Raw genomic sequence first — 16,824 nt, 5'->3', positions numbered from 1 at the left:
TAATCGTAACAACTGATTAACATCAACTTTACAAAGCTACCATTTCTTTGCAGAAAATTTAAAGAAAACATGAAACTTAGATTATTTATTCTAACACTTTTTATTACTACGCTAAGCTTTGCGCAAACCAAAGGTACTATTTCAGGGGTAATAACAGACAAAGATTCCAACAACGAAACTTTACCCTTTGCCAATGTGAATGTAAAAGGAACTAAAGTAAATGCAACTACAGATATAGATGGGAAATACAGTATTAGTATTGCTCCCGGAAACTATGTGGTACAATTCTCATTTGTAGGATACGAACCTAAAGAAGTTTCGGTAAAAGTAACTGCCGGCGCTAAAATTGAAATGAATCAGGCCTTGTCTTCAGGCGCTTATGCTCTTAAAGATGTAGTAGTTACTGCAACGGTAAACAGACAAAAAGAAACAGCTTTATTACTCGAACAAAAAGAAGCTGTTGAGATTAAACAAGCCATCGGAGCTCAGGAATTATCCAGAAAAGGAGTGAGCGATGTTGCTTCGGCAGTAACTAAAGTTAGCGGTATTACCAAACAGGAAGGCTCAGGAAGCGTATTCGTTAGAGGTTTAGGTGACCGTTACAATGTTACAACCTTAAACGGCTTACCATTACCTTCTAATAATCCTTCTAATAAAAATATCCTTTTAGATATATTCTCTACTGACATAGTTGAATCTATTGGAATTAGCAAAACTTTTGAATCCCAAAATTATGCTGATTTTTCAGGTGCCAATGTTGACATTGTATCCAAAAAGATGAGCGGCAATCCTTTTGTAGAATTAGGATTAGCTCTTGGAGGAAACACTAATGTTTTAAAATTAAATCATTTTTATTTACAGGACGGTCCGTCTTATTTAGGCTTTAACAAAATCAATGCCCCTAACAACCCTTTATTACCTTATAATTACTCCACAAGTTGGGATAGACAAGAAAGAAAATATACACTAAACAACAATTTTTCTTTATCAGGAGGTAAAAAATTTAATGTAGGCGAAAATGGAAGTATCGGAACCTTTATTACCGCTTCCTTTGACAATGACAATAAATATAATGAAGGGGTTTATAGAACAAGTATTACAGCCCAAGGCTTAGCTAATAGTGATTTTTACAGAAAATCATATAAATACAACACCAATACTACGGTAATGGGTAGCGCTAATTACAAAATTAACCCAAATAACTCCCTCTTATTCACTACCTTGTTTTTAAACTCAACATCACAGGATTATAGCGAATATGATGGTAAATACATTGAGTTTCCCGGAAATGATCCTGTTGGTTTTATCAAACGTGGAACTTTTGACAAAACACAATTAATTGTAAACCAATTATTGGGCAAACACAAACTTAATGACCGATGGAATACGAATTGGGCCATTGGATACAGCATGCTTGACAACACGATTCCGGATCGTATGCAAAATACTTTTGTACCTACTTCAGACGGATCAACAAATTACACTTTCTTTAAAAACGCCAGTATTGACAACCACAGGTATTTTCAAACACTAACTGAAAACGAATTTTCTGCTAACCTTTCCGCTAGTTATAATTTTGCTAAAAAAGAAGACAACTATAAAGGAAAAGCAACCTTAGGTTATTCCGGAAAAATGAAAAATGTAGATTTCAATTCGCAACAATATTCATTTTTTCCACAAACAAACAAAACCATTTTTCCTATCGAAGGTTTTAACAACACGGACTTATACTTAAGTAGTAATTACTTCGATTTATCGGATGGAGACAGTTCCAGTAAACTTGCACAATATTACAATGGTCATTTAAACATTCATGCTGTTTTTGGAAATATCAAATATGATTTCACCGACAGATTATCGGTTATCCTTGGAGGTAGATTTGAACAAATTGAGCAATATGTATTTTACGTAAGTTTAGATGCTCCGGATGGAACAGGCAGAACTTATGCTCCGGTAAAATTTCTACCGAGTGTAATTGCAAAATATAAATTGAACGATAAACAAAACTTAAAATTTGCGGCAAGTAACACTTACACCTTACCACAATTTAAAGAAAAAGTAAAAATTCTTTTCCAGGAAGTTGGTCAAAGTTATGAAGGTAATAACAAATTATATGCTTCCACAAATTACAATGCCGACTTGAGCTGGGAGTTATTCCCAAGCAATGACGAATTAGTTTCGGTAACTGCTTTTGGAAAACTAATCCAAAACCCTATCAACGAAATGTACACCAACTCCTCTTCCGGAAACATCACCTATGCCAATACCGGAGACAAAGCAGTGGTAGCCGGAATTGAAGTAGAGTTCAGAAAAAACATTTTTGAAATAGAACATAATGATTTAAAAGACAAATTAGCTTTTGGTTTTAATGGTTCTTATATGTATCAGGATCAGGATTTAAGCAATACTAAAGTAGTAACTGAAAATGGATTTGGTGCCAACTTTACCTTTAAAAACTCCAAACTTTCAGGTGCTTCTGATTTTTTGGCCAATGCTGATTTATCTTTCACAAAAGAATTCAAAGAAGACAGAGACATTACAGCTACTTTAACCTACGCCTATGTATCCGATAAATTGGCTGTAATTGGAACACAAGACAGAGGAAACCTTGTGGACAAAGCTATTAACCGATTAGATTTTATTGTAAAATCTAATTTGACTAAAAATTTAAAAATTGGATTGGCTTACAAAAACATCTTAAACCCAGCTTACAGAAGAGTTAGTGAACAAAGCAAAGCTCCTCTTATTAAAACAACTGATGTTCTTGCAAGTTCCTACAAAATTGGTTCTAATTTAAGTTTATCACTAAACTATAAATTCTAAGATCCTAACTTTCAAAACCCAAGAGGCAGTCATTATAAACGGACTGCCTCTTTTTATTTATAACATTTCAAACAATGTAAATTCAATGTTATTAAAACTAAAAAAACAATAGGAATACTTAACAACAATGTAATACTTGCTTAACTAAAGAAAAACAATCACTGCTTTACTTTGCGGTGTTAATAATAAACAACAAAACAAAAATTAAAAAAAAATGAAAAAATCAATTTTAGCAATCTTAACAATTGCAAGTATAACTTTTACAAGCTGTAGTAATGATTCTACTCCAGATTCATCAAGCTCATTTGAAGTAGTTGTAGATGACTTAAAAGGTAATATTACAGAAGGAACTGTAACATTAGATGCAAATGAAACTTATACCTTAACTGGTGGCTTAGTAGTAAAATCAGGAGCTACTTTAATTATCCCTGCCGGAACAACTATCCAATCTGACCCAACTGCCGATTCAGAAAAAGCAAAAACAATTTATGTTGCTGTTGAAAGAGGTGCAAAAATCTATATCAATGGTACCTCTACTAAACCAGTTGTGATGACCTCTGGTAAAGCTTCTCCTGCTCAATCGGATTGGGGTGGATTAATCATTTGCGGTGATGCCAAAGTAAATACCGGAGATAACGGATCATCTGAAGTAGGAAACCTACTTTACGGAGGTAACAATAACGCTGACAATTCCGGATCTATTACTTATTTAAAAATTGCTTATACTGGTTCAAAATTCGACTCATCTAAAGAATATAATGGAGTTTCATTCTTTGGAGTAGGTAGTGGAACAGTAGTTAACAACATCTTTGCACTTGAAAGCGGTGATGATGGTATCGAATTTTTTGGAGGTGCTGTAAATGCTTCAAACTTATTGATTATAAATTCTTATGATGACTCATTGGATTTTGCTGATGGCTATCAAGGAACCCTTTCAAATGTTTATATTTCCGGAGTTACTGCTGCTGGAGTTGAAGGTTCTAACAATGCAGCTAACGACATCAAAGAACCAATGACCAACGCTAAAATTAACAATATCTCAATCTACAAAGGTGCTGATGCTAAATTTACAGCTTCTGAAAAAGCAATTAACTTCAAAGAAGGTGGTGGTATCCAAACTTACACAAACTTATATGTTCATAGTGATATGCCTGCTGATTTTGCTAAAATTAATGCTGGTACCGGAATTGCTGCCAGAATTGCAGCCGGAGATTTCAAAGTTAACGGAATTAACTTTGTAACAGCTAACAACACTATTGGTGCTTATGTTACCAATCAAACCGGTGCTACAACTTCAGTATTTGCTTGGACAAACTACTTCAACAACTAAGAGATATTTCATCTTAATAAAAAATGCTTTCCTAAAATTAGGAAGGCATTTTTTTTGGCATACTATTTGATTTTTTCGTATATTTACTAATCAAAATCAGGCTAATGAAAAAAAACTACTTGTATAGTATTCTTTTAATGGTTTTTTTCTGTTCCCTAAGCATCAAAGCTCAGGAAAGCAAGCAGTTGCAAAACCCAAATGCCCCCTCTGTAATTGAGGGTTTGAATTTGTACCCAAATCCTGTTAATACTGGTAAAGTAACCATTTCAACCAAAAATGATGGTGACAAAGAAATTATCATTTTTGACCTTCTGGGAAAACAAGTACTTCAAACCCGACTCAGTTCCAGAGAACAACTGAACGTGTCTAACCTTTTTCCAGGTGTTTACATTATCAAGATAAACGAAGACAACGCTACAGCCACACGCAAACTCATCATACGATAATTTGTAAAACTATAAACTAAAAGCTTCAACTTAAAAATTGAAGCTTTTTTTATGACAAGATAAACAGCTTTTAATTTATACCTTTGCAAAAAAAACTTCTTGATTACAACTACTGACATCTTTACTATTTCAAGTCAAAAGCAGTTTGAAAAAATAGCTTTAAAAGTATTCCGTTATCAATATGAGAACAACTTAGTATATCAGGAATTTTGCAACTTTTTAAAAACCGATGTTCAAAAGGTAAAATCACTCCAACAAATTCCGTTTTTACCTATCCAATTTTTCAAAAGCCATAATGTAGTTTCGAATACTCATCCGGTTCAGACAACTTTTACCAGCAGCGGAACTACCGGAATGATTACCAGCAAACACTTAGTGACCGATGTAAGTCTTTATGAGGAAAGTTACCAAAAAGGCTTTTCGGAGTTTTATGGCAACATCGAAAACTATGTGGTTTTAGCCCTGCTTCCTTCCTATTTAGAAAGAGAAGGTTCTTCCTTAATTTATATGGTCGAAGATCTCATAAAACTCTCCAATCATCCCGAAAGTGGTTTTTATCTGCACAATCACGATGATTTGATTAAAAAATTAATCGAACTTGACGAATCCGGACAAAATGTAATCCTGATTGGCGTTACTTATGCGTTACTCGACTTAATTGAAAAACAAAAATTCCAGCTCCAAAACACCATTATCATGGAAACCGGAGGAATGAAAGGCAAACGCAAAGAAATGATTCGCGAAGAGCTTCACCAACAACTTTGTACCGGATTTGGCGTTGCAGCCATTCATTCAGAATACGGTATGACCGAACTACTTTCGCAGGCTTATTCCCTGGGTGACGGAATTTTTGAGTGCCCGGCATGGATGAACATTCTTATCCGCGATACTGAAGATGCACTTTCTTATGTTTTACAAGGAAAAACAGGTGGAATTAACGTGATTGATTTGGCTAATATCAACTCCTGTTCCTTTATTGCCACGCAGGATTTAGGCAAAAAATATCCCAACAACTCTTTCGAGGTATTGGGACGTTTTGATAATTCGGATATCCGGGGTTGTAATTTGATGGTCGTTTAAAATGTGTAACCGTTGATTTGTTTAATCGGTTAAACAATTATACACCTAAACCACTCTTACCACAAAATAATTTTTCTTTCCGCTTTGCAACAACACAAATTGGTTATTGATTAAATCATTGTCTGAAAGCACAAAATCTTCTTTTACTTTTTCTCTGTTTACCGAAATCGAATTGGCTGTCAAAGCACGTCTTGCCTCACCATTCGATTTCATAAATCCTGTTTTTTCATTCAAAACAGTCACAATATCAACACCGGCTTCAATTTCAGATTTAGCAATTTCTGCTTGCGGAACTCCGTCAAAAACTTCTAAGAAAGTCTTTTCGTTTAATTGTTTCAAATCTTCTGCAGTAGAATTTCCAAACAAAATATTAGATGCCTTAATTGCATTTTCCAATTCTTCAGTCGAGTGAACCATCACGGTAATTTCTTCAGCTAATTTTTTCTGCAACAAACGCAAATGCGGAGCTTCTCTGTGTTTTTCAGTCAAATCTTCGATTTCCTCTTTTGATAAAAAAGTAAAAATCTTGATGTATTTTTCAGCATCAATATCAGATGTATTTAACCAATATTGGTAAAATTTGTAAGGCGAAGTTCTCGCTGCATCCAGCCAGATATTTCCTCCTTCGGATTTACCAAATTTAGTTCCGTCAGCCTTAGTGATTAAAGGACAAGTCAAAGCATACGCCTTTCCTGCTTCAATTCTACGAACTAATTCGGTTCCCGTAGTGATATTTCCCCATTGGTCGCTACCACCCATTTGTAACGTACATTTTTTGTCTTTATACAAATGCAAAAAGTCATACCCCTGAACCAATTGATAAGTAAACTCCGTAAAAGACATTCCTTCGGCTGATTCAGAAGACAAACGTTTCTTAACCGAATCCTTAGCCATCATGTAATTTACCGTAATATGTTTTCCCACATCACGAATAAAATCCAAGAAGGAGAAGTTTTTCATCCAGTCGTAGTTATTTACTAATTCAGCCGCATTGGGTGTATCAGAAGTAAAATCTAAGAAACGACCTAATTGCTCCTTAATTGCTTCCTGATTGTGACGCAAAGTCGCTTCGTCCAATAAATTTCTTTCGTTTGATTTTCCGGACGGATCACCAATCATTCCGGTGGCTCCTCCAACCAAAGCTAAAGGTTTGTGTCCCGCTATTTGAAAATGTTTCAACAACATCACTCCTACTAAATGTCCTATATGTAAGGAATCGGCAGTTGGGTCAATCCCCACATAAGCCACACGCATTTGTTCCATCAGGTGCTCTTCGGTACCTGGCATAACATCGTGAAGCATGCCTCTCCATGTTACTTCTTCAATAAAATTTTTCATCTTTTTATTCAATTTACTTTCGTCAATTCGGCCATTCAGGCTTCGTGCGCGCAAAGATAACAATATCAATATCAATGACAAAAATCAATATCAATGTTTAAGGAAAATATTAAAATATGATACGGTCATTGGAATTTGGAATTTTTTAAATTGGAATTTATTTTTTGCTATTGTCATTGCTATTGAAATTGAAGTTGATTTCATTACATTTACAAAATGATTTTAGTTACCGGAGGAACAGGCTTAGTAGGCGCACATTTATTACTTCATTTGATAGAAAATGGAGCAAAAGTCCGTGCTATTTACCGAAATGAAAAAGGCATTCAAAAAACCAAATCACTGTTTCAACATTATCATAAAGCTTCCTTATTTGATGCTATCGAATGGGTTCAGGGCGATATTCTCGACATTCCTTCTTTAGAGCATGCTTTTGTAAATATCACCCAAGTATACCACTGCGCCGCCTTAATTTCATTTGATCCAAAAGACGAAAATAAACTTCGAAAAAACAACATCGAAGGCACGGCTAATGTGGTTAATTTTTGTCTGGCTAAAGGAATTAACAAACTTTGTTATGTAAGTTCAACAGCGGCTTTAGGCGACTTAGCAGCTAACGAAACCATTATTACGGAAGAAAGCGAATGGAATCCGGAAAAATACCATAACGATTATGCTATTTCTAAATACGGAGCCGAAATGGAAATTTGGCGCGGACAACAGGAAGGCTTAAAAGTAATTATTGTAAATCCGGGAGTCATTATCGGACCGGGATTTGAAGATCAGGGCAGCGGGCAACTGTTTCAAAAAATCGCCAATGGTTTACGATTTTACACCAATGGCAAAACGGCTTTTGTTGCCGTAAACGATGTGGTGCGAATAATGATTACTCTCATGGAAAGTTCCATTTGCAACGAACGTTTTATTCTTATTGGTCAAAACATCGTTTTCAAAGACATTTTTAACACCATTGCCGACACGCTAAAAGTAAAAAGGCCTGACATTGAAGCCAAGCCTTATATGTTAAAAGTCAATTTATTTTTCCATTGGTTAAGCAGTTTCTTTTTCCGAAAAACAAACAATTTTTCCAAAGACACTCTGATTGCCGCCAGCAATACCAAAGAATTTTCGAATCAAAAAATCAAAACAGCTTTACAAACTTCTTTTACTGATGTGCATCAATACATCAAAGAAAATTTCCAGCCCGTTAATTAACAACGTTTCCGTTTTTAATAACCAAAGATTTCTTTTGTTGTAGCAAATTTTTCTTCGCTGCGGTGGTTTTCTTTTTTAACAAAAGCAACGAATCTTTTTTCTTTACTTTTTGCAAAGAATCTTTCTTAGCCTTAGCTACTTTTTTAGCATTGCTGATAGAATCCAAACGCTTCTTTTTCAACTGAAGCAAAGAATCTTTCTTCACTTCTTTTTTTACCAAAGAATCCAAAAATATTTTCTTTCGATCCACACGCTTGATCACGCTATCATACATTGTTTTGTAGCCTTCAAAATCAGAAGCATAATAAATATTGCTTTGCGCAAATTGAGCACTATCTACCTTGTATTTTCTAAAAACAAACTCTTTTGGATTGACTTTATATTTTTCAGTCGTAGCCGGTTCACTATATTTTATAGCATCAATAATTGCCAAATCATAAATGATATTTTCCATAACATCTTTATCAATAAGGCGCTCAGGTTTTTTAACTGCTTCGTCCTTGCAGCCAAAAAACAACAATATTGTTACTAAAAGTAAAACCGTTTTTTTCATGGATTATCTGTCAAATAAAAGTCTTTTTCCAGCACGAATATCTTTTGCTTTAAAAGCATTGTACACTAACTGACCATTTACAAAAGTATGCGTAATTCTGGATTTAAAGGTATAACCTTCAAACGGAGACCATCCGCATTTAGCAAAAATATTTTCTTTTTTTACACCCCAAGGCAAACCGGCATTTACAATTACCAAATCGGCATAATACCCTTCTTTGATAAATCCGCGTTTTTCAATCTTGAAAATCTTAGCCGGATTGTGGCACATTTTCTCCACAATTTTCTCCACCGTAATTTTTCCCTGATGATAGGCTTCAAACATAGCTACCACAGCGTGTTGAACCAATGGTCCTCCCGAAGGCGCTTTTAAATACGATTGTTTTTTCTCTTCCAAAGTATGTGGCGCGTGATCGGTAGCAATCACATCGATACGGTCATCATTCAAAGCTTTCCATAAAGCATCTCTGTCTTTAGCCGTTTTCACCGCCGGATTCCATTTGATAAAATTCCCTTTAGTTGCATAATCATCATTGGTAAACCACAAATGATGCACGCAAACCTCAGCGGTAATTTTCTTTTCTTCCAATGGAATTTTATTGGTAAACAAATCCATTTCTTTGGCAGTTGAAAGATGAAAAATATGCAATCTTGCTCCTGTTTTTTTAGCCAGTTCAATTGCTTTAGAAGAGGACAAATAACAAGCTTCCTCACTTCTTATCAAATGATGCACGGTTACCGGAACATCCTCACCATATTCTGCTTTATATTTTTCTGAATTGGCTTTAATAGTCGCTTCATCTTCACAGTGAACAGCAATTAACATCGGCGTACTTGAGAATATTTTTTCCAAAGTAGCCTGATTATCCACCAACATATTTCCGGTAGAAGAACCTAAAAATATTTTAATTCCCGCTACATTCTTCGGATTGGTTTTTAAAACCTCTTCCAAATTATCATTGGTAGCCCCCATCATAAACGAATAATTCGCATAGGATTTCTCGGCAGCAATTTGGTACTTTTCTTCTAAAATTTCCTGAGTAACCGCATTCGGAACCGTATTAGGCTGTTCGATATACGAAGTAATTCCACCCGCAACTGCTGCTCTGGATTCCGATTCGATATCGCCTTTATGCGTTAAACCCGGCTCTCTAAAATGCACCTGATCATCGATAGCGCCCGGAATTAAAAAATTCCCTTCGGCATCAATAATTTTACAATCTGAGGTTTTGGCACTTATGCTTTCTGAAATTTCAACAATTAAGTCATTCTCAATTAAAACATCGCCTTCAAAAATTACTCCTTCATTTACTATTTTGGCATTCTTAATTAAAACCCTGTTCATTGTTATTTTATTATAATCTGTTTACTAATTTTTTTAATCGAAGTGCAACCACTCCAAAAACCGCTTCCACAATAATCGAATTGCTCATTTTAGACTGACCTTTGGTTCGGTCAGTAAAAATAATAGGCACTTCGGTAATTTTAAAATTATTACTGAAAGTACGGTATTTCATTTCAATCTGGAACGCATAACCCACAAACTTAATTTTGTCGAGATTTATTTTTTCCAAAACTTCGCGTTTGTAACACACAAATCCGGCGGTGGCATCATGAATTTGCATTCCGGTAATCATTCGCACATAAACCGAAGCAAAATAAGAAAGCAACACCCGATTTAACGGCCAGTTCACCACATTCACTCCCGTTACATAACGCGAACCGATAGCCAAATCAGCGTCACCAAAATGACAAGCATTGTACAATTTCTCTAAATCATTCGGATTGTGTGAAAAATCGGCATCCATTTCGAAAATAAATTCGTAATTATGAGCCAAAGCCCATTTAAAACCATGCACATAAGCCGTTCCTAAACCCGATTTTTCTTTTCGGTTTTCCAAAAATAAACGCCCTTCAAATTCGGTTTGCAATAACCGAACCTTATCAGCCGTGTGATCAGGAGAATTATCATCCACTATAAGCACGTGAAACTGTTTGTGCTGCGAAAGCACCGCTCTGATGATACTTTCTACATTTTCAATTTCGTTATAGGTTGGAATTATAACTATGCAATTATTCATATTTCTGGAAATTTCACCGCAAAAATAACCTTTTTATGGCATTTGAATCATAATAATACTATAATAAAAATATTGATTCAAAATTTTACTAATTTTGCTCCACTATGACTGAATATCTCCTACATCCGAGAATTACCGAAAACAAAGACTGGGCGACTGCTTTGTTCATTTTAGCCTTTGCTATCATTGCCATTACAAAATCATTTAACGAAAACCGTTTTGGCGATTTTATCAATTTAATTTTCTCTGATAAATATTCCAAAGTCTATCGCGACAGCAGCCAGCTCAAAAGCAGCTTTACGATTTCTTTATTCTTTGTACAGGTCATCTCATTCGCTTTTTTTATTCAAATTTCGCTAAATATATTTGGCTACGCCTCCAAAACCGACTGGTTACTCTACATCCAAATTATCACTTTTTTGATCTTTTTTATTTTATCAAAATTTTTAGTCGAAAAAATAATTGCCACCACCTTCAACATTGAGGAATTTATGGAGCAATTTAACCTCCAAAAAATAACTTACAGAACCTATATCGGGATTATAATTTTACCGATTAATATCATTTTATTTTACCACAACACTGTTTCCCAACACATTCCAATTACCATCATTGCAATAATTCTGGGACTTAGCATACTGACTTATGCACTTTCGATAAAAAAATATCAAAATGTAATATTCAGCAAGTTGTTTTATTTTATTTTGTATCTTTGCACTCTCGAAATAGCTCCCTATTTTTTCATGTATTATTTGTTTATAAAAGGGAGCGCTTAGTAAATGTTAAAATATGAAAGTGAAAACAATTTTGGTATCGCAACCAGAGCCTAAAGTAGAGAACTCACCTTACTTTGAACTCCAACAAAAACACAAAATCAAAATTGATTTCCGCCCTTTTATTCACATAGAAGGCGTTAGTGCGAAAGAAATTAGACTTCAAAAAATTGATCTCAACAATTTTTCTGCTATTATTTTAACCAGTAGAAATGCTGTGGATCATTTTTTCAGGGTTGCCGAAGAAATGCGTTTTAAAGTTCCGGAAGGCTTAAAATATTTTTGTCAGTCAGAAGCTATTGCCTTCTATTTACAAAAATATGTGGTGTACAGAAAACGTAAAATATATGTTGGTGCAAAAGATTTTGCCGACATGGCGCCTTTGATTAAAAAATACAAAGACGAGAAATTCTTATTACCGGCTTCCGACCAATTAAATGCAGACGCACCGCAAACCTTAAACAACTTAAAAGTGGATTGGACTCAGGCTACTTTTTACAGAACAGTAATGAGTGACTTATCTGATTTAGCCGATGTTTACTATGATGTTTTGGCTTTCTTTAGTCCAACCGGAATCAAATCGTTATACAAAAACTTCCCTGATTTCAAACAAAACAACACCCGAATTGCTGTTTTTGGACCAACAACCCAAAAAGAAGCTCTGGATCACGGTTTAAGAGTGGACATCATGGCGCCTGCTCCGGGAACCCCATCGATGACAATGGCTTTGGAAAAATACATTAACGAAGTGAATAAAGCTAAATAACAGCTTCCTTTTACATATATTTAAGCCGCGAGTTTCGCGGCTTTTTTTATTCCAGCTATCCAAATTAATTTTAAAATCAAATTAAACCCAAATCCTTTTTTAAGGTCTTAAAAACAAAACCAACTTTAATATTAAATTTATGAAGAAATTCAAAATTATTGCATTGATGCTTCCATTAGCAGTTGTACTTAGCAATTGTAGTTCGGCCAAAAAAAACAAAGACTATGTTGATGCTAAAAAAATTACTTACACTAACGATGTAAAACCTATCATCGCTAACAGCTGTACACCTTGCCACATGCCGCCACAAGGAAAAAAAAGAACCATTTAAAAATTACGAACAGCTAAAAACACACATTGGTGCTATACTGGAAAGAATAACTTTACCTCAGGACAATCGTAAATTTATGCCTCCGGTAAACAAAAAACCAGCCTTAACAGAAGATCAGGTAGCTGTTTTAGTGAACTGGCAAAAACAAAATATGCCGGAATAACAGCCAAAAATATTCAATAAAAAAATTCCAAATTCCAATAACACTTCGAGAAGCTAAGTGTGACAATTGGAATTTGGAATTTTATTTTTTTTTTGAATTTATTTCTCTCTCAATTCCATCATTGAAATTGATATTGAACTTATTAGTTTCTCCTACTTCCTCCTAAATAAACAGAAAGATAATACAACAGCGTAGCAATAGACCCTAAAGCAGCCACCACATAAGTTCTGGCCGCCCATTTCAAAGAATCTTCTGCTCCGGCATATTCGGCAGGATTCAACATATTTTTAGTTTTCAACCAGGCCAAAGCGCGATTACTGGCATCATATTCTACTGGCAACGTAATAATGGAAAACAACGTAGTTGCAGCAAACAAAATAATTCCTATAAGCAATAATCCCGGAAAGGTTTTTAACATCAAAATACCAGCCAGTAAAACCCATTGCATATAAGACGAAGCCACATTAACAAAAGGTACTAATTTAGAACGCATCGTCAGCCACTCATAACCGCGGGCATGTTGTACGGCATGACCACATTCGTGAGCCGCCACCGCAGCCGCAGCCGCATTACGCTGATTATACACCGCTTCACTCAGATTTACTGTTTTATCAGCCGGATTATAATGATCCGTTAATTGTCCCGGAGTCGAAATCACTTTTACATCATAAATGCCATTGTCGTGAAGCATTTTAGTAGCAATTTCAGCACCACTCATATTATTTTGTAAATGCAACTGCGAATAATGCTCAAACTTGCTCTTTAATCTTGAACTTACTAACCAGCTGAACAGCATAATTACCCCGGCCAGAATTAAATAACCACTTCCCATATCTTTTTATATTTTAGTTTCAAATTTTAAATACAATCCGCAAATTCTAAACCAATTTACAAAAATGCCATTTTGACAGCTGTTAAAAATTCATTAAATAGCAATAAGAAATATCAAAACAAAAATTCCAAATTCCAATAACACTTCGAGAAGCTCAGTGTGATAATTGGAATTTGGAATTTAATCCCGACAGCTATCGGGATTGGAATTTATTCGGTTAGCCAACCAAATTGATGATTTTCCCCGGAACGATAATCACTTTATTAGGTGTTCTGCCGTCTAATTGTTTTTGAGTTCTTTCGTCTTTCATCACGATTTCCTCAATTTGTTCCTTAGTTAAATCCAAAGGCAAGGTAATTGTAAAACGCATTTTCCCATTGAAAGAAACCGGATATTCTTTTTCAGATTCGACTAAATATTTTTCCTCACATTTAGGGAAAGCAACAGTAGCTATTGAACCTTCATTTCCTAAAGCACTCCATAATTCTTCGGCGATGTGAGGTGCATAAGGCGAAATTACAATTGCCAGAGGTTCTAAAATAGCTCTCGAATTACACTTTTGAGCCGATAATTCGTTCACACAAATCATAAATTGAGAAACCGAAGTATTGAACGAGAAATTATCGATATCTTCCGTTACTTTCTTGATGGTTTTATGCAACGATTTTAAATTGTCTTTGGTTGGTTCGTCGTTATTTACAACCAAACCATTATCATCAAAATACAAACGCCAAAGTTTTTTCAGGAATCCAAAAACTCCCGAAATACCAGCCGTATTCCATGGCTTCGCCTGCTCTAACGGCCCTAAGAACATTTCGTACAAACGCAAAGTATCAGCACCATATTCAGCGCAAATAGCATCCGGAGTTACGACATTGTATTTCGATTTAGACATTTTTTCTACTTCGCGACCTACAATGTATTTTCCGTTTTCGTCTAAAATAAATTCGGCATCCGCATAATCTTCTCTCCAGGCTTTAAACTTTTCAATATCCAATTCATCAGAAGCATTTACAAAATTCACGTCTGCATGAATTGGCTGAACATTTTCCCCGTTGATTTTATTTTTAGAAATAAAAGTATTAGCTCCTTCAATTCTGTAAACCAAAGCACTCGTCCCCAAAATCATTCCCTGATTGATCAGTTTTTTGAATGGTTCTTCTGTTGGCGCAAAACCTTTGTCTTTTAAGAATTTATTCCAAAAACGGGAATACAACAAGTGTCCGGTGGCATGCTCGCTACCACCAATGTATAAATCTACAGATTCCCAGTATTTCAATGCTTCTTGGCTGGCAAATTCAGTATCATTTTTAGCGTCCATATAACGCATCCAATACCATGAACTTCCTGCCCAACCCGGCATCGTATTCAATTCTAATGGAAAAACAGTCACATGATCTATCAACTCACAACCAACAACCGACAACTTTTCAGTGTCCCAAGCCCAAACAGCCGCATTTCCTAATGGAGGCAAACCGTCTTCGGTTGGTAAATATTTCTCTACTTCCGGTAAAATAATTGGCAAGTGTTGCGCTTCAATCATCTGCGGCAAACCATTCACATAATATACCGGGAAAGGCTCACCCCAATAACGCTGACGGGAGAAAACCGCATCACGCAAACGGTAATTTACTTTTCCGTAACCCTGTCCTATTTTTTCCAATTCGGCAATCACTTTTTGAGTTCCGTCTTTGTAACCCATGCCGTTCAAGAAATCGGAATTTACCAATTGGAATCCTTCTTTGGCGCCAAAAGCGCCTTCGGAAATATCTTTGTCAACAATGTTCTTTATCGGTGGCATTCCTCCCGAAGCCTCGGGATGACCTTTAAAGAAATTAGCAAAGGCATAATCTCTTTCATCCCCACAAGGCACCGCCATTACAGCTCCTGTTCCGTAACCTGCCAACACATAATCGCCAATCCAAACCGGAATCGCTTCTTTGGTAAACGGATGCTCCGCATAAGCTCCTGTAAATACTCCCGAAATCGTTTTTACATCGGCCATACGCTCTCTTTCGGAACGCTTGGCTGTTTTTTCGATATAAGCCTCAACCGCTGCTTTTTGTCCCGGACTTGTAATTTGAGCAACTAATTCGTGTTCCGGTGCCAAAGTCATAAAAGTAACTCCGAAAATGGTATCTGGACGGGTTGTAAAAACATCAATTACTTCCTCATGATTTTTTAACTTAAAAGTCACCATAGCACCAACTGATTTTCCAATCCAGTTTCTTTGTGATTCTTTAATCGACTCACTCCAGTCAATGGTTTCCAAACCTTGCAGTAAACGTTCCGCATAAGCTGAAATACGCATGCTCCATTGGGTCATTTTTTTACGAACTACCGGAAATCCACCACGTTCCGAAACTCCGTTTACGATTTCGTCATTTGCCAAAACCGTTCCTAATCCCGGACACCAGTTGACTTCGGTTTCTGCTAAATAGGTTAATCTATATTGTAGTAAAATTTTCTCCTGAGTATCTTTTGCGAAAGCGTTCCACTCATCAGCTGAAAAAGCTTGGATGTTATCATCACAAACTGCATTAACTTTTGAATTACCTTCTTTTTCAAAAAGAGCAATCAAAGTCGAAATATCTTCCGCCTTGTCTGAATCTTTATTGTACCAGGAATTAAATAACTGAATAAAAATCCATTGGGTATGCTTGTAATAATTTGGGTTGGAAGTACGCACTTCTCTGTCCCAATCAAATGAAAATCCAATTTTATCCAATTGTTTACGATAACCCGCAATTAGATTTCCTTCTTTATCCACACCTCCGTCAATATTCACACGGGTGGTATCTTCCGGACGTTGCCCCGTTTGAATGGCATATTGCTCAGCCGGCAATCCAAAACTATCGTAACCCATTGGGTGCAACACATTATACCCCTGATGACGCTTAAAACGCGAATACACATCCGAAGCAATGTAACCCAGCGGATGTCCTACATGCAGTCCTGCTCCCGAAGGATAAGGAAACATATCTAAAACATAATGTTTCGGTTTGTCTGAATCATTTTTGGCTGCAAAAGTTTTATTGTCAGCCCAGTATTGTTGCCATTTGGCTTCGATTTCGTTCGGATTGTATTTCATTATAAA

14 protein-coding genes are annotated in these 16,824 nt (G+C 35.8%); 8 read left to right on the top strand and 6 right to left on the bottom strand.

Features of this window, described 5'->3' with window-relative positions:
- Positions 1-69: 69 nt before the first annotated feature.
- The 4 genes from H599_RS0118265 to H599_RS0118250 all read left to right on the top strand — a co-directional run bounded on the left by H599_RS0118265 (position 70) and on the right by H599_RS0118250 (position 5,679).
- Positions 70-2,823 (top strand): TonB-dependent receptor, encoded by a 2,754-nt coding sequence (locus H599_RS0118265; protein WP_026715428.1) that lies wholly within the window; start codon positions 70-72, stop codon positions 2,821-2,823.
- 214 nt (positions 2,824-3,037) lie between these two features.
- Positions 3,038-4,153 carry a hypothetical protein gene (locus H599_RS20165; RefSeq protein WP_051590810.1) on the top strand — a complete coding sequence of 372 codons (1,116 nt, stop codon included), beginning with the start codon at positions 3,038-3,040 and terminating at the stop codon, positions 4,151-4,153.
- A 104-nt stretch (positions 4,154-4,257) separates the two neighbouring features.
- Positions 4,258-4,599, top strand: a complete 342-nt coding sequence (locus tag H599_RS0118255) for a T9SS type A sorting domain-containing protein (protein ID WP_026715427.1) — start codon at positions 4,258-4,260, stop codon at positions 4,597-4,599.
- 99 nt (positions 4,600-4,698) lie between these two features.
- Positions 4,699-5,679 carry a LuxE/PaaK family acyltransferase gene (locus tag H599_RS0118250; protein ID WP_026715426.1) on the top strand — a complete coding sequence of 327 codons (981 nt, stop codon included), beginning with the start codon at positions 4,699-4,701 and terminating at the stop codon, positions 5,677-5,679.
- 45 nt (positions 5,680-5,724) lie between these two features.
- Here H599_RS0118250 and tyrS read toward each other — a convergent pair whose 3' ends face one another.
- Positions 5,725-7,017: a tyrosine--tRNA ligase gene (tyrS, locus tag H599_RS0118245; RefSeq protein ID WP_026715425.1), complete on the bottom strand. Its 1,293-nt coding sequence runs from the start codon at positions 7,015-7,017 to the stop codon at positions 5,725-5,727.
- A gap of 216 nt (positions 7,018-7,233) precedes the next feature.
- On the opposite strand from tyrS, the gene H599_RS0118235 reads away from it, so the two are divergent.
- Positions 7,234-8,229: an NAD-dependent epimerase/dehydratase family protein gene (locus H599_RS0118235; RefSeq protein WP_026715423.1), complete on the top strand. Its 996-nt coding sequence runs from the start codon at positions 7,234-7,236 to the stop codon at positions 8,227-8,229.
- On the opposite strand, the gene H599_RS20160 is transcribed toward H599_RS0118235, so the two are convergent.
- From H599_RS20160 to H599_RS0118220, 3 genes are read right to left on the bottom strand one after another with little or no spacing between them, the layout of a single operon-like run.
- The gene (locus H599_RS20160) at positions 8,222-8,782 is read right to left on the bottom strand and encodes a DUF4296 domain-containing protein (protein ID WP_051590809.1); all 561 of its coding nucleotides are present in this window, start codon (positions 8,780-8,782) and stop codon (positions 8,222-8,224) included. The two genes, H599_RS0118235 and H599_RS20160, sit on opposite strands and share 8 nt — an antisense overlap.
- 3 nt (positions 8,783-8,785) lie before the next feature.
- A complete protein-coding gene (locus H599_RS0118225) occupies positions 8,786-10,126 on the bottom strand; it encodes a dihydroorotase (RefSeq protein WP_026715422.1) in 1,341 nt (446 codons plus the stop codon).
- A gap of 10 nt (positions 10,127-10,136) precedes the next feature.
- The gene (locus tag H599_RS0118220; protein ID WP_026715421.1) at positions 10,137-10,862 is read right to left on the bottom strand and encodes a polyprenol monophosphomannose synthase; all 726 of its coding nucleotides are present in this window, start codon (positions 10,860-10,862) and stop codon (positions 10,137-10,139) included.
- Between the two features lie 104 nt (positions 10,863-10,966).
- Between H599_RS0118220 and H599_RS0118215 the strand changes: the two genes are divergently transcribed.
- The 3 genes from H599_RS0118215 to H599_RS0118205 all read left to right on the top strand — a co-directional run bounded on the left by H599_RS0118215 (position 10,967) and on the right by H599_RS0118205 (position 12,732).
- Entirely contained in the window at positions 10,967-11,638 is a 672-nt protein-coding gene (locus H599_RS0118215; RefSeq protein WP_026715420.1) for a DUF4271 domain-containing protein, read from the top strand.
- A 13-nt stretch (positions 11,639-11,651) separates the two neighbouring features.
- A complete protein-coding gene (locus H599_RS0118210; protein WP_026715419.1) occupies positions 11,652-12,401 on the top strand; it encodes a uroporphyrinogen-III synthase in 750 nt (249 codons plus the stop codon).
- 139 nt (positions 12,402-12,540) lie between these two features.
- Positions 12,541-12,732, top strand: a complete 192-nt coding sequence (locus H599_RS0118205; RefSeq protein ID WP_026715418.1) for a hypothetical protein — start codon at positions 12,541-12,543, stop codon at positions 12,730-12,732.
- A gap of 305 nt (positions 12,733-13,037) precedes the next feature.
- On the opposite strand, the gene H599_RS0118195 is transcribed toward H599_RS0118205, so the two are convergent.
- Positions 13,038-13,727, bottom strand: coding sequence for a zinc metallopeptidase (locus H599_RS0118195; protein WP_026715417.1), 690 nt, complete (start codon positions 13,725-13,727; stop codon positions 13,038-13,040).
- A 217-nt stretch (positions 13,728-13,944) separates the two neighbouring features.
- A complete protein-coding gene (gene leuS, locus H599_RS0118190) occupies positions 13,945-16,818 on the bottom strand; it encodes a leucine--tRNA ligase (RefSeq protein WP_026715416.1) in 2,874 nt (957 codons plus the stop codon).
- Positions 16,819-16,824: the final 6 nt, after the last annotated feature.

Origin of the sequence: Flavobacterium daejeonense DSM 17708, assembly GCF_000425425.1 — a bacterium.
Classification (GTDB): Bacteria; Bacteroidota; Bacteroidia; order Flavobacteriales; family Flavobacteriaceae; genus Flavobacterium; species Flavobacterium daejeonense.
The sequence above is the reverse complement of the archived record's forward strand: the minus strand, read 5'-3'. Positions and strand labels throughout refer to the sequence as shown.